This window comes from Nocardia flavorosea (genome assembly GCF_015477805.1).
Taxonomy (GTDB): domain Bacteria; phylum Actinomycetota; class Actinomycetes; order Mycobacteriales; family Mycobacteriaceae; genus Nocardia; species Nocardia flavorosea_A.
The window spans coordinates 203,882-224,160 of record NZ_JADLQL010000003.1; the positions used below are offsets into that span (position 1 = coordinate 203,882).

At 66.6% G+C, this 20,279-nt stretch carries 21 protein-coding genes and 1 pseudogene; 12 read left to right on the forward strand and 10 right to left on the reverse strand.

Annotation, left to right across the window (positions count from 1 at the left end; genetic code table 11):
- Positions 1-253 precede the first annotated feature (253 nt).
- Positions 254-1,111, forward strand: coding sequence for a Bax inhibitor-1/YccA family membrane protein (locus IU448_RS16430; protein ID WP_195056507.1), 858 nt, complete (start codon positions 254-256; stop codon positions 1,109-1,111).
- 133 nt (positions 1,112-1,244) lie between these two features.
- Here the strand turns inward: IU448_RS16430 and IU448_RS16435 are convergent, their stop codons facing one another.
- Positions 1,245-1,739 (reverse strand): glycine zipper domain-containing protein, encoded by a 495-nt coding sequence (locus tag IU448_RS16435; protein ID WP_195056508.1) that lies wholly within the window; start codon positions 1,737-1,739, stop codon positions 1,245-1,247.
- Between the two features lie 113 nt (positions 1,740-1,852).
- On the opposite strand from IU448_RS16435, the gene IU448_RS16440 reads away from it, so the two are divergent.
- Together IU448_RS16440 and IU448_RS28985 are read left to right on the forward strand one after the other, a co-directional pair.
- Positions 1,853-3,004, forward strand: coding sequence for a Fic family protein (locus IU448_RS16440; protein WP_195056509.1), 1,152 nt, complete (start codon positions 1,853-1,855; stop codon positions 3,002-3,004).
- A gap of 184 nt (positions 3,005-3,188) precedes the next feature.
- Positions 3,189-3,347: pseudogene (locus IU448_RS28985) on the forward strand (PIN domain-containing protein); the annotation flags it as partial.
- A 93-nt stretch (positions 3,348-3,440) separates the two neighbouring features.
- Here the strand turns inward: IU448_RS28985 and IU448_RS16445 are convergent.
- A complete protein-coding gene (locus IU448_RS16445) occupies positions 3,441-4,676 on the reverse strand; it encodes a helix-turn-helix domain-containing protein (RefSeq protein ID WP_195056510.1) in 1,236 nt (411 codons plus the stop codon).
- Positions 4,677-4,833: 157 nt separating this feature from the next.
- Between IU448_RS16445 and IU448_RS16450 the strand changes: the two genes are divergently transcribed.
- The 3 genes from IU448_RS16450 (at position 4,834) to IU448_RS16460 (ending at position 5,983) form a co-directional block, all read left to right on the forward strand.
- Positions 4,834-5,139: a hypothetical protein gene (locus IU448_RS16450; protein WP_195056511.1), complete on the forward strand. Its 306-nt coding sequence runs from the start codon at positions 4,834-4,836 to the stop codon at positions 5,137-5,139.
- Positions 5,140-5,228: 89 nt separating this feature from the next.
- Complete coding sequence (locus tag IU448_RS16455; RefSeq protein ID WP_228813288.1) at positions 5,229-5,414, forward strand: hypothetical protein; 186 nt, start codon at positions 5,229-5,231, stop codon at positions 5,412-5,414.
- 44 nt (positions 5,415-5,458) lie between these two features.
- On the forward strand, positions 5,459-5,983 hold the full coding sequence (locus IU448_RS16460) for a DinB family protein (RefSeq protein WP_228813290.1): 525 nt from the start codon (positions 5,459-5,461) through the stop codon (positions 5,981-5,983).
- 198 nt (positions 5,984-6,181) lie between these two features.
- On the opposite strand, the gene IU448_RS16465 is transcribed toward IU448_RS16460, so the two are convergent.
- The 3 genes from IU448_RS16465 to IU448_RS16475 all read right to left on the reverse strand — a co-directional run bounded on the left by IU448_RS16465 (position 6,182) and on the right by IU448_RS16475 (position 9,133).
- Entirely contained in the window at positions 6,182-7,399 is a 1,218-nt protein-coding gene (locus IU448_RS16465; RefSeq protein ID WP_195056513.1) for an acetyl-CoA C-acetyltransferase, read from the reverse strand.
- 80 nt (positions 7,400-7,479) lie between these two features.
- Positions 7,480-8,352, reverse strand: a complete 873-nt coding sequence (locus IU448_RS16470; RefSeq protein WP_195056514.1) for an SGNH/GDSL hydrolase family protein — start codon at positions 8,350-8,352, stop codon at positions 7,480-7,482.
- Positions 8,353-8,671: 319 nt separating this feature from the next.
- Entirely contained in the window at positions 8,672-9,133 is a 462-nt protein-coding gene (locus IU448_RS16475; protein ID WP_195056515.1) for a hypothetical protein, read from the reverse strand.
- Between the two features lie 115 nt (positions 9,134-9,248).
- Here IU448_RS16475 and IU448_RS16480 point away from each other — a divergent pair, with 115 nt between their 5' ends.
- Together IU448_RS16480 and IU448_RS16485 are read left to right on the forward strand one after the other, a co-directional pair.
- Positions 9,249-10,640, forward strand: coding sequence for a cystathionine beta-synthase (locus tag IU448_RS16480; protein WP_195056516.1), 1,392 nt, complete (start codon positions 9,249-9,251; stop codon positions 10,638-10,640).
- A gap of 106 nt (positions 10,641-10,746) precedes the next feature.
- The gene (locus IU448_RS16485) at positions 10,747-11,694 is read left to right on the forward strand and encodes a mechanosensitive ion channel family protein (protein WP_195056517.1); all 948 of its coding nucleotides are present in this window, start codon (positions 10,747-10,749) and stop codon (positions 11,692-11,694) included.
- A 146-nt stretch (positions 11,695-11,840) separates the two neighbouring features.
- On the opposite strand, the gene IU448_RS16490 is transcribed toward IU448_RS16485, so the two are convergent.
- Positions 11,841-12,197: a DUF6401 family natural product biosynthesis protein gene (locus tag IU448_RS16490; protein ID WP_195056518.1), complete on the reverse strand. Its 357-nt coding sequence runs from the start codon at positions 12,195-12,197 to the stop codon at positions 11,841-11,843.
- A 358-nt stretch (positions 12,198-12,555) separates the two neighbouring features.
- Between IU448_RS16490 and IU448_RS16495 the strand changes: the two genes are divergently transcribed.
- On the forward strand, positions 12,556-13,698 hold the full coding sequence (locus tag IU448_RS16495) for a cystathionine gamma-synthase (protein WP_195056519.1): 1,143 nt from the start codon (positions 12,556-12,558) through the stop codon (positions 13,696-13,698).
- Between the two features lie 109 nt (positions 13,699-13,807).
- Here the strand turns inward: IU448_RS16495 and greA are convergent, their stop codons facing one another.
- The gene (gene greA, locus IU448_RS16500) at positions 13,808-14,302 is read right to left on the reverse strand and encodes a transcription elongation factor GreA (RefSeq protein ID WP_195056520.1); all 495 of its coding nucleotides are present in this window, start codon (positions 14,300-14,302) and stop codon (positions 13,808-13,810) included.
- A 295-nt stretch (positions 14,303-14,597) separates the two neighbouring features.
- Positions 14,598-15,101, reverse strand: coding sequence for a DUF4307 domain-containing protein (locus tag IU448_RS16505; RefSeq protein ID WP_195056521.1), 504 nt, complete (start codon positions 15,099-15,101; stop codon positions 14,598-14,600).
- 121 nt (positions 15,102-15,222) lie between these two features.
- Between IU448_RS16505 and mca the strand changes: the two genes are divergently transcribed.
- Both mca and IU448_RS16515 read left to right on the forward strand, forming a co-directional pair.
- Entirely contained in the window at positions 15,223-16,092 is an 870-nt protein-coding gene (gene mca / locus IU448_RS16510) for a mycothiol conjugate amidase Mca (RefSeq protein WP_195056894.1), read from the forward strand.
- Complete coding sequence (locus IU448_RS16515) at positions 16,089-16,394, forward strand: hypothetical protein (RefSeq protein WP_195056522.1); 306 nt, start codon at positions 16,089-16,091, stop codon at positions 16,392-16,394. Before mca ends, IU448_RS16515 begins: the two co-directional genes overlap by 4 nt.
- 99 nt (positions 16,395-16,493) lie before the next feature.
- On the opposite strand, the gene IU448_RS16520 is transcribed toward IU448_RS16515, so the two are convergent.
- Together IU448_RS16520 and IU448_RS16525 are read right to left on the reverse strand one after the other, a co-directional pair.
- Positions 16,494-16,892, reverse strand: coding sequence for an NUDIX domain-containing protein (locus IU448_RS16520; protein WP_324188618.1), 399 nt, complete (start codon positions 16,890-16,892; stop codon positions 16,494-16,496).
- Between the two features lie 37 nt (positions 16,893-16,929).
- Positions 16,930-18,252: a lipase family protein gene (locus IU448_RS16525; protein WP_195056524.1), complete on the reverse strand. Its 1,323-nt coding sequence runs from the start codon at positions 18,250-18,252 to the stop codon at positions 16,930-16,932.
- A gap of 303 nt (positions 18,253-18,555) precedes the next feature.
- On the opposite strand from IU448_RS16525, the gene IU448_RS16530 reads away from it, so the two are divergent.
- Positions 18,556-19,959, forward strand: a complete 1,404-nt coding sequence (locus IU448_RS16530) for a lipase family protein (RefSeq protein ID WP_228813292.1) — start codon at positions 18,556-18,558, stop codon at positions 19,957-19,959.
- Positions 19,960-20,279: the final 320 nt, after the last annotated feature.

Genomic DNA, 20,279 nt, shown 5'->3' on the forward strand with positions numbered 1-20,279 from the left:
GCCACTGTGCGCGCAGTCGATATCCCGGGTCCGCCCCAGGTCGGGCGCGGACAACCGGATCCATTTCGTGGACCGGTCCGTGACCCACGGCGGCCCGGTCGGCGGTAAGGTCCGGTTTGTCTGTCTTTTCGGTACGTCCCGGGAACTCCGCCAGGGGTGGTGCTCGTTGGACGGACAGTTGGATATCGAGTAACAGCTCGAGCCGACGGTCGTGCTCCGGTATGGCCAACGAACTCCGAGAAAGGGATTTGCGGTGCGCGCCACAAGCAATCCGGTATTCAAGAATCTGCCGAAGCAGGAAACCGGCTACGCGAGCTTCGGCTCGGCTGCTGCCGGCGCGGGACAGCTGGGTTACCAGTACGGCAACCAGCAGTATCCCCCGCAGTATCAGCAGCAGCCCTACCCGCCGCAGGCGCCGACCCGGTCGCTGACCATCGACGATGTGGTCACCAAAACCGGGATCACGCTGGGTGTGCTCGCGCTGTCCGCGCTGGTCACCTACATTCTGACCAGCGCCAACACCGCGCTCGCGCCGATGTTCGTCATCGGCGGCGGCATCATCGGCCTGGTACTCGTCCTGGTCGCGACCTTCGGCCGCAAGATGGACAATCCCGCGATCGTGCTCTCCTACGCGGTCGCCGAGGGCGTGTTCGTCGGCGCCCTGTCGTTCATGTTCACCGATATCACCTTCGGTGGCGCGGGCGGCGCGGGCATGATCGGCCAGGCCGTCCTGGGCACCTTCGGTGTGTTCGCGGGCATGCTCGTCGTCTACAAGACCGGCGCTATCCGGGTCACGCCGCGGTTCACGCGGATGCTCATCGGCGCCATGATCGGCATCCTGGTGCTGGTGGTCGGCAACCTGATCGCGAGCTTCTTCACCGACGGCGGTTTCGGCCTGCGTGACGGCGGCCCGGTCGCGATCATCTTCAGCCTGGTGGTCATCGCCATCGCCGCGTTCAGCTTCCTGCTCGACTTCGACGCCGCCGACCAGTTGATTCGCGCCCAGGCCCCGCCCAAGGCCGCCTGGGGTGTAGCGCTCGGCCTGACGGTCACCCTGGTCTGGCTCTACGTCGAGATCCTGCGCCTGCTGAGCTACTTCCAGAGCGACTAGTAAACCCGCCCGCTTCAGGGCGGTCAGTGCATCACAGAAGGCGGTCCCTCCCGGGGCCGCCTTCTTTTGTGTGCCGGTGGGTAGCCGCTCGTCTCGGGCAGGGACCTGGACGGAATCGGCTACCCGAGTCGGTTCAGGGAAGAACCTGGGGAACGACGTCGGGATTCATCGCACCGACCAGCGCGCCGATCAGTCCACCGAGAATCGGCCCACCGGAACCGGTGGCCGATCCGACCGCCGAGCCGATCCCGGCTCCCAACGCAGCACCGTTCAGCACTGGGTCGGGGTACTGGGCGTTCGGGTTCGTTGTGACGTCCTGCGGGTCCTCCAGCGGAAGACCGGCGACCGGGGTAGCCCGCGTTTCGGTCATCGACCCGGTGCCGGCGGACGCACCTCCGGCGACGACGGTGGTGGCGATCAGCGGCAGCGCCGAGACGACGACGGCCCTGACGACTTTCTTCGAGATCATTGTTCGCCTTTCGAACGAGTTGCGAATCAGCCGAAGAGTATCCGTCAACACAGCAATTACCACCGCTGGCAAGGCGCGGGTGCGGCGCCGCGCGGAGATGTGATCCAGTCCAAATGGGGCAACCTCGTCTGAAGACGGCCTCTGCTTCAGTGCGGCCATCTTCGCGTTTTCCGGAAAGATCAGTTGTATTTCGGCCTCTGAAACCGCTCGAAATGTAACTGAACCGCCAGTAGAGTGAGATTGTGCGGCTCGAAATATTCACAGACAGCCCTATGGGTGTGCTTGTCCCGATCAGCGGAACTGATCCGCGGTGGGGTGAGTGGTCGCATGTTGCCTATGTGCCGAACCCGCTTCCGGACCGGACGCCCGTGCTCGGCGTTCGGACTTTCAATGCTGTCGCCAACGCCCGGGCGGCGCTGGCCGCACTCGATGCTTCGGCGCGTCAGCTCCCAAACCCGGCTCTGCTGCGGCAGCCGACGCTCCGGCAAGAGGCACAGAGCACCTCCGCGCTGGAAGGAACCTATGCGCCGCTGGAGGAAGTTCTCGGAGTGGATACCGATGAGCAACCCGCAGACGCGGCTATGCGCGAGGTGTTCAACTACGTCATCGCTGCTGATCAGGCTTTTCAGTGGATCGGTGAAGGCCGGGCGCTCACCGTGGGGATGCTCGAGTCACTCCAAGGCACCTTGGTGGAGGGAACACCTGCCGACACCGGCCAAGCCGGCCGGATCCGCACCTCCCAGGTGGTCATCGGGAGCCACCGTGGCGCACGCGTGCACGACGCCCGCTTCATCCCTCCGCCGCCCGGAATCGATCTGGAAGCCCAGGTTCGCGACTTGGTCGATTGGGTGATGCGCCCCAACGACGACATCGACCCGTTGGTCATGGCAGGTATGGCGCACTATCAGTTCGAGACCTTGCACCCGTTCAATGACGGTAACGGCCGGATCGGACGCCTGCTCATCGTTCTCCAGCTGCACCGGTCCGGAGTTCTATCGGAACCGACCCTCACCGTGTCGCCGTGGTTCGAGGCCAGGCGGGCCGAGTACTACGACAAGCTCCTGGCAGTCAGCGCGCAAGGCGATTGGGACGGCTGGATCCGGTTCTTCGCCGAGGGAGTCGCGTCGGCGGCGAACGCCACCGCTGCTCAACTCATAGATCTGATCCGGATCCAACACGACTTGAAATGCCGACTGCGCGCAGCCGGTTTCCGGGCGGAGAACGCCATGCGGTTGATCGATTACGCACTCGAGCAGCCGATCTTTACCGTCCGCAACGTGCAACGGCATCTCGGCGTGACCTACAACAGGGCCAACAGACTTGTCGGGCAGCTCACCGACATGGGCATTCTTCTCCAGCACGGAGAAACGACCTACGGCCGACGTTTCACCGCCCCCGAAGTGCTCGCTGTCCTGCTGCGCTGAGGCTCTGTTGTAGTTCGGTTACACGTCGAGATCCTGCGCCTGCTGAACTGCGGCTCGCCGTCTGCGAAATGATCGCCCTCGAACTGCTCTACTCGGCCCGTAACAGCAGCGACTACCTGCGCCCCGGTACCGCCCTGGAAGCCTTGCCCTGGGCCAGCTACCGACGGCGCGGGCGATGAAAATAGCTCCCGACGTCCAACGGCAACTCGCTCGACGCGGGCAACACTGCCGCCCGCTACCGGACCTCATCATCGCCGCCACCGCCGAGCTCACAGGACTCACCGTCTTGCACTACGACCGCGATTTCGACCTCATCGGCGATCTCACCGGCCGGCCGACGGAATGGACCCTGCCCCTGCGGGGCGGCGGGCTGAACGGGTCGAGAGCTTCCGGTGGAACGTACTGTTTGTCGCGGATGATCCCGATATCCGGCCTGTCAGGCTGCGGGCATGAGCCCGGCCCGATCGCACAGTTCGGCGACCTCGGTGCGCATTCCCGACGGTGGTTTCTCCCGCAGCGAGTGCAGCATCTGCCGGGCATACCCGTTGTAGCGGATCGTTTCCGAAGCGGTTCGCGCCGACTTGTCCAGGAGTGCCAGGGTGGCAACGCGTTCGCCGCGCTGGAAATAGGCGCGGGCGACCTCGATGAAATGCCTGCTCCGGCGAGGGATCGAGGTTATCGCGTCGGCATCGAACGAGCGCGCCGACTGGATCGCTTCGCCCGAGCGCCGCAGCTCGACTCCCAGCGTCGTTGCCTGCGCCGTCATCACCGGGATGGAGAACGACGTCTGCACATGCCGATACTCCGGGCCGAGCGCCTGCGCGATTGCGTCCGCTTTTTCCCAGTATGCCCAGGCATCGCCGTGCCGCCCGCGGCGAGCATGGACGTAGGCGACCTCCGCGTGCAGCGCACCGTGGATTCCGCGCCAGTCATCCGGTGTCCGGTCGCGGTCGAGGTAAGGGGTCAGCCGCTCGGCCGCAGACCGCGCCAGCGCGATCGCCTCCTCCCATCGCCCGGAATCCCGCAATGCCTGGGTCATCGCCCACGCCCCGCATGCGATCACATATGGGTCATCGGCCGCGCAGCCTTCGGAGAGGGCGCGGTCGGCCACCAGCCAGACCAATTCCGGGGCCGGTTGGTACGCAACGTAGAAGTCCGCCAGCTGATAGACCCCGGCCAGTACACGCCTTGCCTGCCGGAGGTTGTCTCCGCCCGACCGTACTGCCCCCTGCGCATCCTTGATCAGGCCCGGAAGCAGCGCGCCGAGTTGAGTGCGGTGATCCGGGCTGGCGTGACGCACCGCCCATGCTTGCCGCAGCCTCTCTTCGAGATGCCGGATATTCACCGCGGACGACGGCAGTGCAAGGTGATAATCGGTCAAGGCCGTTTGCACATCGGTCAACGCAGCGTGCTGTTCACCGGCGAACACGGATACCGGAATCGCATGGCCGTTTCCGGTGAGTTCGGCGAGATCCTTCAGCTCGAGCGCACGCGCGATACGCAGCAACATCGGAAGCCGTGGCGGCTGTAGACGGCCGTTCTCAACAGCCTTGAGCCATTCGGCAGATCGGCCCACCAAACCGGCCAGCACAGGACGGGACATACCCGCCCGCTCACGCAGCTTCTTGATTCGAGCACCGATAGGTGCTTCATCACCGGAATTGATCGCCACCGCAGCCCCTTTCGCTGGTGATCCTGTCTCCCAGCGTAAGCGGTGCGAGGTACAAACCGTACCCCGTCAGCGATTTCGGGATTCCTACCGTTGTGCAGCCTCTCCACAGAACCGGCTTCATCGAGAGCAGGCGCGGTGAACACACATCGACTACGACATGAGGTCCCCTATGCGTCAGGAGATACCGGCCCTGCCCGTCCGGGCCCCGAACAACCTCGCCATGGCTGCGGCAGTGCGGCTTTGGCAGACGGGTAGGAAATGGGTTGCCGACGATCCGGCGGTGCTGCGCCGGCTCGTGGACGGATTACGGGCGCTACCTGCCGAACAGCCCACTCCGCACTGCTTGTCGCGGGAGCCGATTCGCGGGTATGCGCACGCCCATCAGGTGATGGATGTTCATGCCGCGCATCGCTGCCCGCGTTATGCGGTGGCGGCGGCATATGCTGCGGCGGCGCGCCGGTGACCGCGCTGCGGCGGGCGGTCGTGGTCTGCCGGATCGGTTGCGACAGTGGCGAGATTGCAAGACTTGCGCAGGTCCATGGCCTCCGTGTGGTGCATACGGTCTACACGGATACCGGCCCCGAGCTCGCGGCGCGGATTGCCGTCCAGCACGCACTCGACCATGCCGCCGAGGTGGTGCTGATTCCGTATCTGACCGGACGGGAGGTCCGGGAAGCACCGGTGTGGCAGGCGATCACCTGGATCGCGGACCTGGTGACTTCGACCGGTGCCCGCTAGAAAACCGGTTGTTCACGCCGGACGAAATACACAGGGTGTAGGCCATGGACTTGGACTGGAACGCGGAGATACGAGCGCAGCTGGAAACGCATTGGGCCAGGCAACTGCGCACCAGGCTCGACGGGCTCACCGACGAGGAATATTTCTGGGAGCCGGTGCCGGGTATGTGGTCGGTTCGCCCGGCAGCCGGCGGGTTCGTCTGCGATTTCGCGATACCGCCGCCCGAGCCGGCTCCCGTGACAACCATCGGGTGGCGGCTCGGGCATGTGATCGTTGTGCTGGAGGCGGGGCTGGAACGGTTCGGCCATCCGCCCGTCGATTTTGCCTCGTTCCGCTACGCCGGGACAGCGGCGGCGGCGTTGGAACAGCTCGACGCTGCCTACCAGGCGTGGGTCGGCGGTATCGCCGGCCTCGGTGTCGCCGGGCTGGCGGAACCGGCGGGACCGCCGGGCAGCATGCTCGCCGACTGGTCCACTGCGGGGATCGTGCTGCACATGCGGCGCGATCTGCTGCACCACGGTGCGGAGATTGCGCTGCTACGGGATCTCTATCGAGCCGGTCTCCGCTGACAATCGGTTACCGGGCCCCGCACCGCCGATCGACGGTGACAACTCTCCGCTGCCGGCGCCGGTCCTGTTGGCGTGTGCACAAGTAAGGCCCGGTACGGAATTGGGTTCCCTACCGGGCCTTACTCATGAATACATTTCTCGGCGCAACCGACAGGAGCGCGACACCTGGGACTTCCCGCTCCGCCGGAAGCGGTGCAATCAGCTCAGGCGTTCGATGATCATCGCCATACCCTGACCGCCACCGACGCACATGGTCTCCAGACCGAACTGCTTATCGTGGGTCTGCAGGTTGTTGATGAGCGTGGCGGTGATGCGGGCACCGGTCATACCGAACGGGTGGCCGAGGGCGATGGCGCCGCCGGAGACGTTCAGTTTGTCCTCGTCCATGCCCAGTTCCCGGGCCGAACCCAGGACCTGCACGGCGAACGCCTCGTTGATTTCGTAGAGGTCGATATCGCCGATGGTCTTACCGGCCAGCTTCAGCGCCTTGCGCACCGCTTCGATCGGGCCCAGGCCCATGATCTCCGGCGACAGGCCCGAGACGCCGGTGGAGACGATACGGGCCAGCGGGGTCAGGCCCAGCTCCTTGGCCTTGGTATCGCTCATGACCACCAGCGCGGCGGCGCCGTCGTTGAGCGGGCAGGCGTTACCGGCGGTTACCGTGCCGTCCGGCCGGAACACCGGCTTGAGCTGCGAGATCTTCTCGTAGGAGGTGCCGGGGCGGGGGCCGTCGTCAGTGGAGACGACGGTGCCGTCGGGCAGGGTCACCGGGGTGATCTCGCGTTCGAAGAAGCCGGATTTGATGGCTTCTTCGGCACGGTTCTGCGACCGCACACCCCAGTGGTCCTGGTCTTCCCGGGAGATACCGGTGAACGAGGCGACGTTCTCCGCGGTCTGGCCCATGGCGATGTAGATATCGGGCAGGTCGCCCTTTTCCCGCGGGTCCTGCCAGCCGGCGCCGCCCTGGGCGCGGGTGGCGGTGCGCTCCTCGGCGGCGGCGTACAGCGGGTTGTGGGTATCGGGCCAGCCGTCGGCGGTGCCCTTCGGGAAGCGGGACACGGTTTCCACACCGGCGGAGATGAACGCGTGACCCTCACCGGCCTTGATCGCGTGGAACGCCATCCGGGTGGTCTGTAGCGACGAGGAACAGTACCGGTTCACGGTGGTGCCGGGCATGTAGTCGTAACCCAGCTGGGTGGCGACGGTTTTGGCGATATTGAAACCCGCTTCACCGGCGGGCTGGCCGCAGCCGAGCATCAGGTCGTCGATATCGGCGGGGGAGAGGGCGGGAACCTTGTCCAGCGCGGCGCGCACCATCTGGGCGGCGAGGTCGTCGGGCCGCATGCTCACCAGCGACCCCTTGTTGGCGCGTCCGATAGGCGAGCGAGCAACGGAAACGATGACGGCCTCTGGCATGAGGACTCCTTAGTCGAGGAGTGTGCGCGATCCGAAACTGCCCCGATCACGCACACTCGCGGGGTACGATCCCTTCGAATCTACGTCGCGGCGGCCCGCGGGGAAATATCCGCCGCGGCCATATCCCGCTGACCGAGCGCGGCCAGCAGTTCCGGCAGCAGATGTGTAGCGGCCAGCGCGTAGCCCGCGGCCGAGGGATGGAACCCGTCGGCCGAGAACAACTGTTCGGGCGCGGCCCGGAAATCCTTGCTCAGCAGATCGCCCATCGCCACGATGCGTCCGCCGGCCGCCCGGGTGGCCGCGGCCTGGGCCCGGGCCAGTTGCAGACTCCAGCGGTGCACCACGGTGCGCAGCGGTTCCGGGATGGCGGTGACACTGCCCAGGTCCGGGCAGGTGCCGACCACCACGATGCTGCCCGCGCCGTGCAACCGGCTCACCGCCGCCCCGAGCCGCTGCGCGGAGCGGCCGATGGAATGTTTCTTGGTGACATCGTTGGCGCCGACCAGGATCACCGCGGCGTCCGGCGGCGGTCCGGCCACGAACATGGCGTCCACCTGCCCGGCCAAACCTTTGGAGGTGGCGCCGGATATCGCCTTGGTGCTCAACCGGACGCGCTGCCCGGTGGCATCGGCCAGACCGTGTGCCAGCCGGACTCCGGGTACTTCGGCGGCGGTCCGGCAGCCCAGACCGGCCGCGGTCGAGTCGCCGAAGATCATCAGATGCAGGTCGGCGTACTTTCCGGTGCGCCAGGGCTCGTGCCCGTCCGATGAGTAGATCCCGTCGGCTTCGGGCGGCTTGGAGGTATCGCGACCGATCATGCCGCGGGCGGTACCCGCCTGCGTGGTGAGCAGTCGATAGGCCGCCCACGACGCGGTGCCGGCTCCCGAACCGAACGCCACCGTAGCGGCCCCGGCCACCGCGGCCGTCCGCCATCCGATCCGAGTCTCGCCCATTGCCGCGATTATATTCGCGCACCGGCCCGAGTGCGGGTGAGTGAACTGCTGCGATATCCGCCCACCCGCATCCGAGCGTGGACCGAGGTCCGGCCGGCACTGGCGGTCGTCCCGGTCCTCCGCAGTACCGTCGAAACGGCCGGCGGGCAGCCGGGAGATGTCATCGATCCGGCCGCTGCCGAGGTCGTCAGCGACTCACGTGCCGTTCTTTACCGTTCTTCCTCACACCATCTTTCTCGCCTGAGAAAGATGGTGATAAAGAAACCGAGAACGTGATGAGTTCGGGCGCCCGAGACTTCCTAGCGAACGAGGGCCGGTGCTAGGCGGGGACTACGAAGCTGCCGTGGGCCGGGATGCTCGCGTGGTTCGTGGTCACCGTGACCTCGACCCGGCCCGGTCCGGTGTCCTGGAACAGGGAGTACTGGATGCTGCCGTAGATACCGGTCACCACATTGTTGACATAGTTGCCGGTGGCGCCGGTATCGAGATTGCGCCAGGCGACCGTGGTCAGTACCTCGCACAACGGGGCGAAGGGGTGACTACCGGAGCCCACGCCGATGACCGGGTGGGCGCGGACATTGATCACCGCCCGGCCCGGCCACTGCGGGCTGGTGTCGGCCCAGGTGCGGATGCTGGTTCCGCACAGCCCCCCGTATGCGAGGGTGGGGACGTCGGGGAAGGAGTGGGTCGCGGCGCCGGCCGGTGCTGTAGCCGCGGCGATCAGTGCCATCGCCGATCCGGCCAGAAACACGGTGGCGCCCGCGAACTTCGGCAGCCTCATAGGTCACAGATACTAAATGCTCGGGCGTGGGGTCGCCGGATTTGCGTGAGGTGGCCGCGGTGCCGTGGCGGACCACGCCGCGGCCCCCGGCAACGCCTCTGCAACGATGGGGGGTATGCGCATCGCGGATCATGTCGTGGACCTCATCGGCAACACCCCGCTGGTTCGGTTGAACTCGGTGGCTCCGGCGGGGGCCGGGCTGGTGGCGGCCAAGATCGAGTACCTGAACCCGGGCGGCAGCTCCAAGGACCGTATCGCGGTGAAGATGATCGAGGCGGCCGAGAAGTCGGGCGATCTGCGGCCCGGTGGGACCATTGTCGAACCCACCTCGGGTAACACCGGTGTCGGGTTGGCGCTGGTGGCGCAGCAGCGCGGTTACCACTGTGTATTCGTCTGCCCGGACAAGGTCAGCGAGGACAAGCGCAATGTGCTGCGCGCCTACGGCGCCGAAGTGGTGGTGTGTCCGACGGCGGTGCCGCCGGAGCACCCGGACAGCTACTACAGCGTCTCCGACCGGCTGACCCGCGAAATCGAGGGCGCCTGGAAACCGGATCAGTACTCCAACCAGAACGGCCCGGACAGCCACTACGAGACCACCGGCCCGGAGATCTGGCGCGATACCGAGGGCACCGTGACCCATTTCGTCGCCGGTGTCGGCACCGGCGGCACCATCACCGGCGCCGGGCGCTATCTCAAGGAAGTGTCGGGCGGGAAGGTCAAGGTCATCGGGGCCGATCCGGAGGGCTCGGTGTACTCCGGCGGCACCGGGCGCCCGTATCTGGTGGAAGGTGTCGGCGAGGATTTCTGGCCGACGGCCTACGATCCGGCGATCCCGGACGAGATTATCGCGGTCTCCGACGCGGACTCGTTCGATATGACTCGCCGCCTGGCCCGCGAGGAGGGGCTGCTGGTCGGTGGTTCGTGCGGAATGGCCGTGGTGGCGGCGCTCGAGGTCGCGCGGCGCGATCCGGAGGCCGTGGTGGTGGTCCTGCTGCCCGACGGCGGGCGCGGTTATATGTCGAAGATCTTCAACGATCGCTGGATGAGCTCCTACGGGTTCCTGCGCACGCCGCTCGACGGGTCCACCGCCGAAACCCTGGTCGGCGATGTGCTGCGCGGTAAGTCCGGGGAACTGCCCGATCTGGTGCACACCCATCCGTCGGAGACGCTGCGCGACGCCATCGAGATCCTGCGCGAGTACGGGGTGTCGCAGATGCCGGTCGTCGGCGCCGAACCGCCGGTGATGGCCGGCGAGGTGGCCGGCAGCGTATCCGAGCGGGATCTGCTCTCGGCGGTGTTCTCCGGTCGCGCGCAGCTCACCGATTCGGTGGCCCAGCATATGAGCCCGTCGTTCCCGCTGATCGGGTCCGGGGAGCCGATTTCCGCGGCCACCAAGGCGCTGTCGGATACCGATGCACTCATGGTCGTCGAGGACGGTAAACCGGTCGGTGTGATCACCCGTCACGATCTGCTGGGTTTCGTGAGCACCGGGCGTACCGTGCATTAGCAATTATTCCGCAATCGATGGTTCGGGCAGCTCCCCCGGGGTATAACCACTCCGATACCGTTCGTGGCAAACGCCACGTTCGTTCGGAGAGCGAAGGGAAGGGCTTGTGCGAACCTCGAGTTTGGCAATCGATTTCCAACAGGGTTTCTCTGACGCGTGGAGTTCGGTCGCAACCTTCGTGCCCAAGCTCGCCGGCTTCCTGGTCATCCTGCTGATCGGCTGGATCATCGCCAAAGTTGTCGCGACGGTCGTCGACAAGGTGCTGGAGCGGGTGGGCTTCGACCGTCTCGTCGAGCGCGGTGGAATCGAGCGGATGCTGTCGCGCAGCAAATACGATGCCTCGGACCTGCTGGCGAAATTGGTGTATTACGCGATCCTGCTGATCACCCTGCAACTCGGTTTCGGCGTTTTCGGGCCGAATCCGGTGAGCGATGTGATCGACGGAATCGTGAGCTGGCTGCCCAGGCTGTTCGTCGCCGTCCTGATCATCTGCATCGCGGGTGCCATCGCGCACGCGGTGAGTGATCTGGTCGGCAATGCGCTGGGCGGGCTGAGTTACGGGCCGATGATCGGGCGCATCGCCTCGGTGTTCATCTGGGCGATCGGCATCATCGCCGCGCTGAATCAGATCGGCGTGGCCACCACGGTCACCACGCCCATCCTGATCGCGGTGCTGGCCACGATCGGCGGAATTCTGGTGGTCGGTGTCGGTGGCGGTCTGGTGCGGCCGATGCAGCAGCGCTGGGATTCCTGGCTGGGCGGGCTGGAACAGGAGGTGCCCGCGATGCGCGGTCACGCCGAGGCATACCAGCGCGGCCGCGAGGACGCGTCCCGGCAGCGGACCGCTGCTCAGCAGCCGGTTCACGGTCAGGCTCCCGGCCGCAACCCGGAGCAGTGGGACCAGCCGCAGCCCGCGCAGGGCGGCTACCGCGGTGAGCCGGGTGAGTTCGGGCAGCAGATGCCGGGCAGCGATTACCGGCAGCAGCAGTACGGCAACCCGTACGGCGGTCAGCCGCCCTACGGGGGCGGTGGGGAACCGCGCCACCTGCGGTAGCGCGTCAGCACAGTGATTCTTCCGCCGTGTGCCGGTTCCGGCACACGGCGGAAGTGCGTTCCGGGACCGGAGGCCACGTCTCCTACGATTTCAGCCGGGTACATTCTGCGGATTCGGTACGCATCGGCCTGGACCGTCCGGCCGCGTCAGCAGATCTTCGGCTCCGCGGCGACACCATAGGTACTGTGCAGGCAGGCCCCGGCCAAGCGCAGGTGCAGCCATTCGGCGGTGGCCCAGTCGGCGGGTTCGGTGATGGGGGCCGTCAGTTCGGCCAGCAACCCGCGGATGTATCCGGCCAGCAGGACCGGTGCGGGAACCTGGTCGGCGGAAGCGACGCCCAGGTCGAGGATGTCGCGTACGGCGGCCGCGTGCTGATCGATCTCGGCGGACAGGCCGGGCAACGCCGTCGCGGCGGCGCGTGCCGGCGCCCCGTGCGTTTGCTGGATTCCCTCCAGAAAACGTCGGGCGGAGATTTCGAACAAACGAGGGCCCAGCGCGAACATCACTCGATCGTAACAACGCGCCGCCATTTACAACATTGTGATATCCGGCGCATTTGCGCAGGTCGAGCCGTTGAAAGAGCAGGCTGTCTCCGCATCGCCGCGGCTTCGGCGAGCGGATCGGCCCATTCGGCAACGTGCGGGCCGGCCGATCCGTACGTGGGAGATATGCCCGCAACGGTCGGCAGCCGAATCGCGCATATGCGCCCGCCGCCGACCGGCTGATTGCGCATCCGAGTGGGTGCAATGTCGCCCGTGCCGGAGGCGGTGCATCAGTGGTGGGAGCATTCGTCTGTACGGGCGGGCAACAAGACCCGACCGGCGTGCAACGACGCGGAACCCGGCGTTTAGGGTGGGGGGTATGAGCGAACTGGGCTTCACCACCAGGGCTGTCCACGCCGGTTACGATCCCGATCCGCGGACCGGCGCGGTGAATGTCCCCATCTACGCCAGTTCCACCTTCGCCCAGGACGGAGTGGGCGGGCTGCGGGACGGTTACGAGTACGCCCGCACCGGCAACCCCACCCGCACGGTGCTGGAGGCGAACCTGGCCGCCCTCGAATCGGGCCGGTACGGCCGGGCGTACGCCTCCGGTATGGCCGCCACCGACTGTGCACTCCGGGCGATGCTGCGGCCCGGCGACCATATCGTCATCCCCGACGACGCCTACGGCGGGACCTTCCGGCTGATCGACAAGGTCTTCACCGGCTGGGGTATCAGCTACACACCGGCCGCGGTCGCCGATATCGACGCCATGCGCGCGGCAATCCGGCCCGAAACCAAGCTGATCTGGGTGGAAACCCCCACCAACCCGCTGCTCAATATCGGCGATATCGCGGCGCTGGCCGATATCGCGCACACGTCGGGCGCCAAACTGGTGGTCGACAACACCTTCGCCACCCCGTATCTGCAGCAGCCGCTGCTTCTGGGCGCCGATGTGGTGGTGCATTCGACCACCAAGTACCTCGGTGGCCATTCCGATGTGATCGGCGGCGCGCTGCTCACCGACGATGCCGAACTCGATGCCGCCTTCGCGTTCCTGCAGAACGGCGCCGGCGCGGTACCCGGCCCGTTCGACGCGTTCCTCACCATGCGCGGCACCAAAACACTGGCGCTGCGGATGGACCGGCACTGCGACAACGCCGAAACCCTCGCCGAGTTCCTGTCCCGGAATCCGGCCATCAGCAAGGTGATCTACCCCGGAATGCCGGAACATCCCGGCCATGCCGTCGCCGATAAGCAGATGCGGCGGTTCGGCGGGATGATTTCGGTGCGGCTGGCCGGCGGCGTCGAGGCCGCCCGCAAGCTGTGCTCCCGCACCGAGGTGTTCACTCTCGCCGAATCGCTCGGCGGGGTGGAATCGCTGATCGAACATCCCGCCGCCATGACCCACGCCTCCACGGAAGGGTCGGATCTGGAGGTGCCGGCCGATCTGGTCCGCCTGTCGGTGGGTATCGAGGACATCAGCGATCTGCTGTCCGATCTCGAGCAGGCGCTGAGCTGATAGGCCGGCAGGGAGACCGAGAATGAACGAGCGGCCGTATCCGGGAAGTCGGATACGGCCGCTCGTGTCATTGTCCGGCTCCGCGGCGCGCTGCGCCGCGGCCGGCGCATCAGCTGTGGTAGGGCTCGGCGCTGACCAGCGTCACCTTCATGGTGTTGCCGTTGGGCAGGGTGTATTCACGGGTTTCGCCGACCTTCGCGTCGATCAGCGCGCCGCCCAGCGGGGAACTCGGGGAGTAGGTCTCCAGGTCGGAACTGCCCAGGCCTTCTTCGCGGGTCGCGATGAGGAAGGTCTCGGTGTCGTCTTCGTCACCGTCGTAGTAGACCTTCACGACCGATCCCGGCAGCGCGACACCGGACTTGGTGGGCGCCACGCCGACCTTGGCATTGTTCAGCAGTTCCTGCAGCTGCCGGATCCGGGCCTCCTGCTGGCCCTGTTCTTCGCGCGCCGCGTGGTAGCCGCCGTTCTCCTTGAGATCGCCTTCTTCGCGGCGCTCGTTGATCTCGGCGGCGATGACCGGACGGTTGGCGATGAGCGCGTCGAGTTCGCTCTTGAGCCTGTCGTGCGACTCCGGGGTAAGCCAGGTCACTTGGGTCTCAGTCATCTCGATCACTCCCTAGTAGTTGTCCCCGGCAGGCCGGGATTCCTGATCACTGCCGCACGACCCACCCGCAGGCAGGCATGCTTCAGCCGACGGCTATCGCGATCTGCGGGAAGTTCGAATACCCCGACAGCCTGATGCCGGAACCTTTCGCCTACCCGGCATCGACCGCGTCGGCCGCCAATGCAGCAAACACGGCTCCGTGCCCCGGAACCGTGTGTGAAGCCATTTTAGCATGAATCACAAAGGTGCAGGTCGGAGAGTTTTTACTGGCGGGTCCGCAGTACGGGCGCCCTATTCACTCGGTTCGGAGGTAGCCGGGTACTTCGTCGGTGCAGGTGTAGATCGCGGCCGAGGCGGGCGTCTCGCTCGTCTCGATGACGGTGCTCACCTGAACTGTCTGCTCTGCGCCCGACGGGGAGATCACGACCTCGCGGCGGCCGACCTCGGTGAGGTCGCGGGACATGGCCCGGACCACACAGACCACCGGGACCGAGGGGTCGGATCGCGTCAGCCGGATCCGCAGCTCGACCGAGGAATCGTCGAGCACGGTGTAGCCGAGCTGTTCGGATTCGATGTCTTTCGGGCCGAACTTCGTCCAGCCCACATACGCGATCCCGATACCGGCCAGCACGACTACGCCGGTGAGCAGCGCGCCCAGCCGCCGCCACCGTTTCGGGCGGGGAGCGCGGCCGTAGCGGTCGGTGTAGCGGTCTCCGCCGCCCGCGCCGGTCTCCCCGCGGGAGGCGCCGGCGGGATCCGCCGCGTCGGTGCGCCCGGGGTCGGACGTGGGCTCGGTCATTATCAGGTGCTCCCGGGGGGTAGGTCGGAACAGAATGGGTCCGGATGGAACTATAGGTAATGAAGTCCGAACACCCGCGACCGAGAGCGACGGTGAACGAGAAGTGAGTGGCCTTCGCCTCATGGCGGTGCACGCCCACCCCGACGACGAATCCAGCAAGGGCGGCGCCACCACCGCCCGATACGCCGACGAGGGCAATGACGTCCTCGTCGTCACGCTGACCGGCGGTGAACGCGGCAGCATCCTCAACCCGGCCATGGATACCCCCGGGGTACTGGAACGTATGCAGGAGATCCGGCGCGAGGAGATGGCGGCCGCGGCCGCGGCGCTGGGTGTGCGGCAGACGTGGCTGGGTTTCGTCGATTCCGGGCTCCCCGAGGGAGACCCCTTACCGCCGCTGCCCGAGGACTCGTTCGCCCTGGTACCGCTCGACGTGGCCACCGAGGCGCTGGTGCGGGTGGTCCGCGAGTTCAAACCCCATGTGATCACCACCTACGACGAGATGGGCGGCTACCCGCATCCTGATCACATCCGGTGCCATGAGGTGTCCGTAGCGGCGTACGAGGCCGCGGGAGACCCGGAGAAGTTCCCGGACGCCGGCGAGCCGTGGACCCCGCTGAAGCTGTACTACGACCACGGGTTCACCATCCGGCGGATGGAGGTTTTCGCCGAGGAGTTCGCCCGGATCGGTGAGCCGTTCCCGATGCAGGAATGGCTGGACCGCTCCCGTAAGCACGCGGTCGAACGGGGTGACACCATGGCCCGGGTGACCACCCAGGTCGAATGCGGTAAGTACTTCCCCCGCCGCGACGACGCGCTGCGTGCGCATGCCACCCAGGTCGACCCCAACGGTGTGTTCTTCGCCATTCCGCTGGAAATGCAGCAGCGGCTGTGGCCGACCGAGGAGTTCGAACTGGCCCGCACCCGGGTGCGCACCGAGATCCCGGAAACCGACTTGTTCGCCGGCATCACCGATGAGTACCGCTCATGACCGTGATGGAGCTCTCGGTATTCGCTTCCGGGCTGCTGGCGCAGACCCCGGGCACCCCGACCGGCCCGGAGTTCGGTAAAGCTTCCCCGCTCGGCCTGGCGGTGGTGCTGATCCTGCTCGCCGGGACGTTCCTGCTGGTTCGCTCGATGAACAAACATCTGAAGAATCTGCCGGAAACCTTCGAACCCGAACATCCGGAACCGGACCAGGAAGCCGACGAGGGCACCGATCCCGGGACGGTCCGCCGGGTATCGGAAAAATCCCCGAGCCGAACCGCCGACGATTCCGAGCCGCCTGCGTAGCCGGGGGGCCGGTCGCTGCGCCGGCCGGCCCTTACCCGCCGTATGCCGGGCGTAATCGCCGGCCGAAGTGGAGCCGCTTCGGCGAGGCGGGTCGCCTGGTCACCAGTCGATCAACCCGAGCCGGTGCAGGTGTTCGAAAACCAGCAGGGAGCCCGGAGCGACTTCCGGCATGGCGGCGTACTCGGCGCCGGTGAAGTAGCGGAACTCGGCGATTTCGCCGGTGGGCGCCGGGGCGGCGGTGACCTCGCCCAGGAAACAGGTCATATGCAGCTGGGTGCCGGCCGAGTGCCCGTATGCCTCGGCTTCGAAGACACCCAGCGGGCTGATTCCGGTGACTCCCACCCCGAGCTCCTCCCGGACCTCCCGATGCAGTGCCTGCAAGGCCGTCTCCCCGGCGTCGATCTTTCCGCCGGCCATGTAGAACACGGTCTTACCGGTCGACCGGGTCTGGATCAGCCGGCGGTCGCGAATATGGGCCAGGGCAGCGGTTCTGATCACGAGTCCACGATAGGAGCACGCGGCGGGCGCCCGCCGTTCAGCATTCGTTCGGTGCGGGGTCGCCACGGAGGCGGGCGTCGATCCAGTCGCTGAGTTCGGGATAACCGCTGACATAGCCGAGCAGGTGTTCGCCGCCGACGACCCGGAAGACGCCGGGGACACCGCGGTCGCACTGCTGGCGATACATGCGTTCGGCGTCGGCGAGCGGGATCCACGGATCGTGCAACCCGTGGTAGATGAACAGCGGTACGGGTGATGTCCGGTCTGTCAGGTCCAGTTGCTCGAATACCTCCGCGGCGAACGGGGTGTCGAGTGCATTCGCGGTATTCGCCGCGATATCGATCGGAATGCCGACCACACCGAGCGGTCCGGAGGTGTCGCCGCAGATATCACGCAGCGGTGAGGACGCGACCCATTGCCCGAGATGGTTCATGTGCTGCAGGATTTCGGGACGTTCCCGCGAGACCGCCAGCGCCACCGTCAACAGGATTCCGGAGGAAATATTGCCGTTGAACTGGTGGGCGACGTTCGCATTGTCGGTCACCAGGCCGCCCGCCGCCGCGCCCACCAGCGAATCCGCCAGTTCCGGTGCGTACTCGTCGAGCAGCATCGCCGTCGCGTAGGCGGCGATCGCGCCACCGGAGTAGCCCACGGCCACGTAGCGGCTGTCGCCGAATTCCGCCGGTTCGTGGGCGCGGACGGCACGAATCGAATCGAGCATCACGTGTCCGGCGGTATTGGGTTCGGCGTAGGCCATCAACGGGCCCTCGTGGTCCGGCATGAGGACCGCGTATCCCTTGTTCAGCGCCCACCACACCGACGGCAGGAAGACCGGGAAATCGCCGTTGGGCCGGTCCAGGAGATCGTGCGACAACTGGAAGCCGGGGGTGCAGTGCGTACCGAGCGAATTGATCGGCATCGCGTTCACCTCCACCGGGCGCGGCCCGGGGCCGGCCCATTCGGCTGCCGGCACGATCAACGTCGCGGTTCCGAAGGAGGGACCACCCGTGGCGGAGGTGGACCGGAACTTCAGCAATGTGGCCCGCGCGATGGGGGTCGCCATGCGCAGGGCGGCGGTCGCCGTGATGTCACGCGTTTCGATGATCTGGCCGGGGGTCAGCTCAGCGAGGTCGGCGGGCCAGGTGTCGAAGATGGGGTCGTCGACCGCCGACGGCAGTACCCCGCGCCATAGTGCCTCGTCGGGAGCGCTGCCCGCGAATTGTGGTGGCACCGGGATCGCTTTGTCGATCCACTCCTGTAGAGGTGACGGGTTCGATCTGTCCGGTTCTGCCGGCGGCTCCGCGTGCGCACTGGGCAATTGCCCGCCGAGCACCGCGAAACCGGCAAGTAGAGCAACCATGATCGTCCGAAGCGGCTTCACCCGTACCCTCGCCCTCTGTCCACCACGTTTTCCCGAGTATCGGCTGCCGCTGTCCGCGCTCCGCAAATCGAGACATGAGATCGATGCAAGATCACAGCGAACCGCGGGTGCGTTTGTGCGATTCGCCACGGTCCAACCTCCGATCAAGATCAGTAGAATAGCGGCGCTGCTCGAAACGCGCAGTGCGTCACAGCGTTCGGCGACGAGACGGCAACGGTCGGCACGGCTGTTCGAGATGCCTGTCGGCGGATACGTGTGCATCGATCGCTGAAGGAAGCGGAATTGAAGGATCGAAATACCCGGTCGCCCCACGGCCGGTCGCTACGCATGCTGGCGATCACGAGCACGATCAGTTGTCTGCTGCTGGCCGGACAGCATTTCGCCGCGGCCGAAGGGTATGCGCAGCCGGGCCCACCGTCGGAACTGCAAAAGCAGATCGATGACACGATTCCCGCACCGCCCCTGCCGCCGGCAGTCGCGCCGCCGCACGCCGATATGTCACCGGAAATCGCCGCATTGTGGCGTGCGGTGCAATCCTCGCCGACCGGTGACCCGATCTTCGATACGTGGCCGGAGCAGTTGGGCGATTCGAAACCCGGCGATATCCTCGAGCAGCGCGATGTGACCGCCACGGCAGCCCAAGTGATCACCGCGCCCGTCGGCCGCGCGCGGTTGCTGAAATTCCGTTCGACCTCCGCCACCGGCGAGCCTTCTTACGGCACCGCGACAGTGGTCACCCCACCCACCCCGTGGCCCGGGCCGGGCACCCGGCCCGTCCTGGTCGACGCCCGGCCGATCAATTCGCTGGGCAAGCGGTGCACCCCCGGATACACGCTGGCCCATGGGTTGCTCGGCGGCGGCAACGTCACCGGCAGCAGCGCCACCGACGCGTTCCCGCCGACCGCCGCCTCGGCCCTGAATCGGGGCTACGCCGTCCTGATCCCCGATCATGAAGGTCCCTGGATGGCCTATGCGGAACCCAATGTCGCCGGACAGGTCATCCTCGACGGGATTCGTGCCGTACGTTCCTTGCCCGGCGGCGAATTCGGCGACAGCCGTTTCGCTGTCGGCGGATACTCCGGCGGCGGAATCGCCTCCTACGCGACGGCCATGCTGCTCGACGAATACGCGCCGGACCTGACCGATGCCGTTGTCGGCGTGAGCATCGGCGGGCTCGTTGCCGACAACCGCGAGATCGCCGACCGATTCAACGGCAGTTTCGCCTCCGGGGTCCTGCTGGTCGTCGTGCTCGCGATGGCACGTGAGCACCCCGAAATCCTCGGGCACCTCAACAACCTGGCCCAGTGGGCCGCTACCTCTCCCCTCAAGGACGCCTGCGGCGAACTCGCCGGACCGATGGGCGTGGTCGGCATACCGATCGAAGTCACCGCCGATATCGCCGATCCGCTCGACAGCGATATCGCCGAGCGGATCTTCGAGCGCACGGATCTGAGCGACCGCACCGCCGGAGCGCCGCTGTACATCTACCACGCGGCGCATGATCTGTGGATCCCTATCGAAGGGTCCCGCGAGCTCTACCGGCAGCAGTGCGCCCGCGGTGTCAGCGCGGTGTTCCGCAGCGAGCCCGGTGAACACGTGACCGGACTCGGCACCGGCTTCCCCGGCTCCTTCGCCTGGCTCGACGCCCGGCTGCGCGGTGAACCCGCCCCCGACGAATGTCACTGACCCGGATGGAATGACCGGAAAACCGCCGCGTCGACGCGTCACCCGCGCGGCGGGCGCGGGCGACGCAGTCGGCGATCAGAGCGGTGGACGTCTCATCGGTGTGATGGGCGTGGGCGGGGACTTCCGGATCGGCGTTACCGAGTTCGCAGGTGCTGTCGGCCAGTAGGCGGCCGCCTCCTACGTCACCGGCGCAGTGCATCGGATCGACGGCGGATACGGGGCGTAGCGCAGCCGCCGGCTGATTTCCGGGAAGCGGCGCGGCGGCTGCGGTCGAGTCGAAAGTTGCTCGATCCCAGCAACTTCGGGCGATTCGACGCTAG

What these genes read in the sequence shown, in the direction of transcription:
- IU448_RS16525 (WP_195056524.1), bottom strand. Translation starts at nt 18,252, where the DNA reads ATGGTTGCTCTACTTGCCGGTTTCGCGGTGCTCGGCGGGCAATTGCCC.
- IU448_RS16465 (WP_195056513.1), bottom strand. Translation starts at nt 7,399, where the DNA reads ATGCCAGAGGCCGTCATCGTTTCCGTTGCTCGCTCGCCTATCGGACGC.
- IU448_RS16440 (WP_195056509.1), top strand. Translation starts at nt 1,853, where the DNA reads ATGGGTGTGCTTGTCCCGATCAGCGGAACTGATCCGCGGTGGGGTGAG.
- IU448_RS16490 (WP_195056518.1), bottom strand. Translation starts at nt 12,197, where the DNA reads ATGTTCGCGCTGGGCCCTCGTTTGTTCGAAATCTCCGCCCGACGTTTT.
- IU448_RS16435 (WP_195056508.1), bottom strand. Translation starts at nt 1,739, where the DNA reads ATGGCCGCACTGAAGCAGAGGCCGTCTTCAGACGAGGTTGCCCCATTT.
- IU448_RS16475 (WP_195056515.1), bottom strand. Translation starts at nt 9,133, where the DNA reads ATGAGGCTGCCGAAGTTCGCGGGCGCCACCGTGTTTCTGGCCGGATCG.
- IU448_RS16495 (WP_195056519.1), top strand. Translation starts at nt 12,556, where the DNA reads ATGAGCGAACTGGGCTTCACCACCAGGGCTGTCCACGCCGGTTACGAT.
- IU448_RS16480 (WP_195056516.1), top strand. Translation starts at nt 9,249, where the DNA reads ATGCGCATCGCGGATCATGTCGTGGACCTCATCGGCAACACCCCGCTG.
- IU448_RS16515 (WP_195056522.1), top strand. Translation starts at nt 16,089, where the DNA reads ATGACCGTGATGGAGCTCTCGGTATTCGCTTCCGGGCTGCTGGCGCAG.
- greA (WP_195056520.1), bottom strand. Translation starts at nt 14,302, where the DNA reads ATGACTGAGACCCAAGTGACCTGGCTTACCCCGGAGTCGCACGACAGG.
- IU448_RS16470 (WP_195056514.1), bottom strand. Translation starts at nt 8,352, where the DNA reads ATGGGCGAGACTCGGATCGGATGGCGGACGGCCGCGGTGGCCGGGGCC.
- IU448_RS16450 (WP_195056511.1), top strand. Translation starts at nt 4,834, where the DNA reads ATGAGGTCCCCTATGCGTCAGGAGATACCGGCCCTGCCCGTCCGGGCC.
- mca (WP_195056894.1), top strand. Translation starts at nt 15,223, where the DNA reads ATGGCGGTGCACGCCCACCCCGACGACGAATCCAGCAAGGGCGGCGCC.
- IU448_RS16460 (WP_228813290.1), top strand. Translation starts at nt 5,459, where the DNA reads ATGGACTTGGACTGGAACGCGGAGATACGAGCGCAGCTGGAAACGCAT.
- IU448_RS16505 (WP_195056521.1), bottom strand. Translation starts at nt 15,101, where the DNA reads ATGACCGAGCCCACGTCCGACCCCGGGCGCACCGACGCGGCGGATCCC.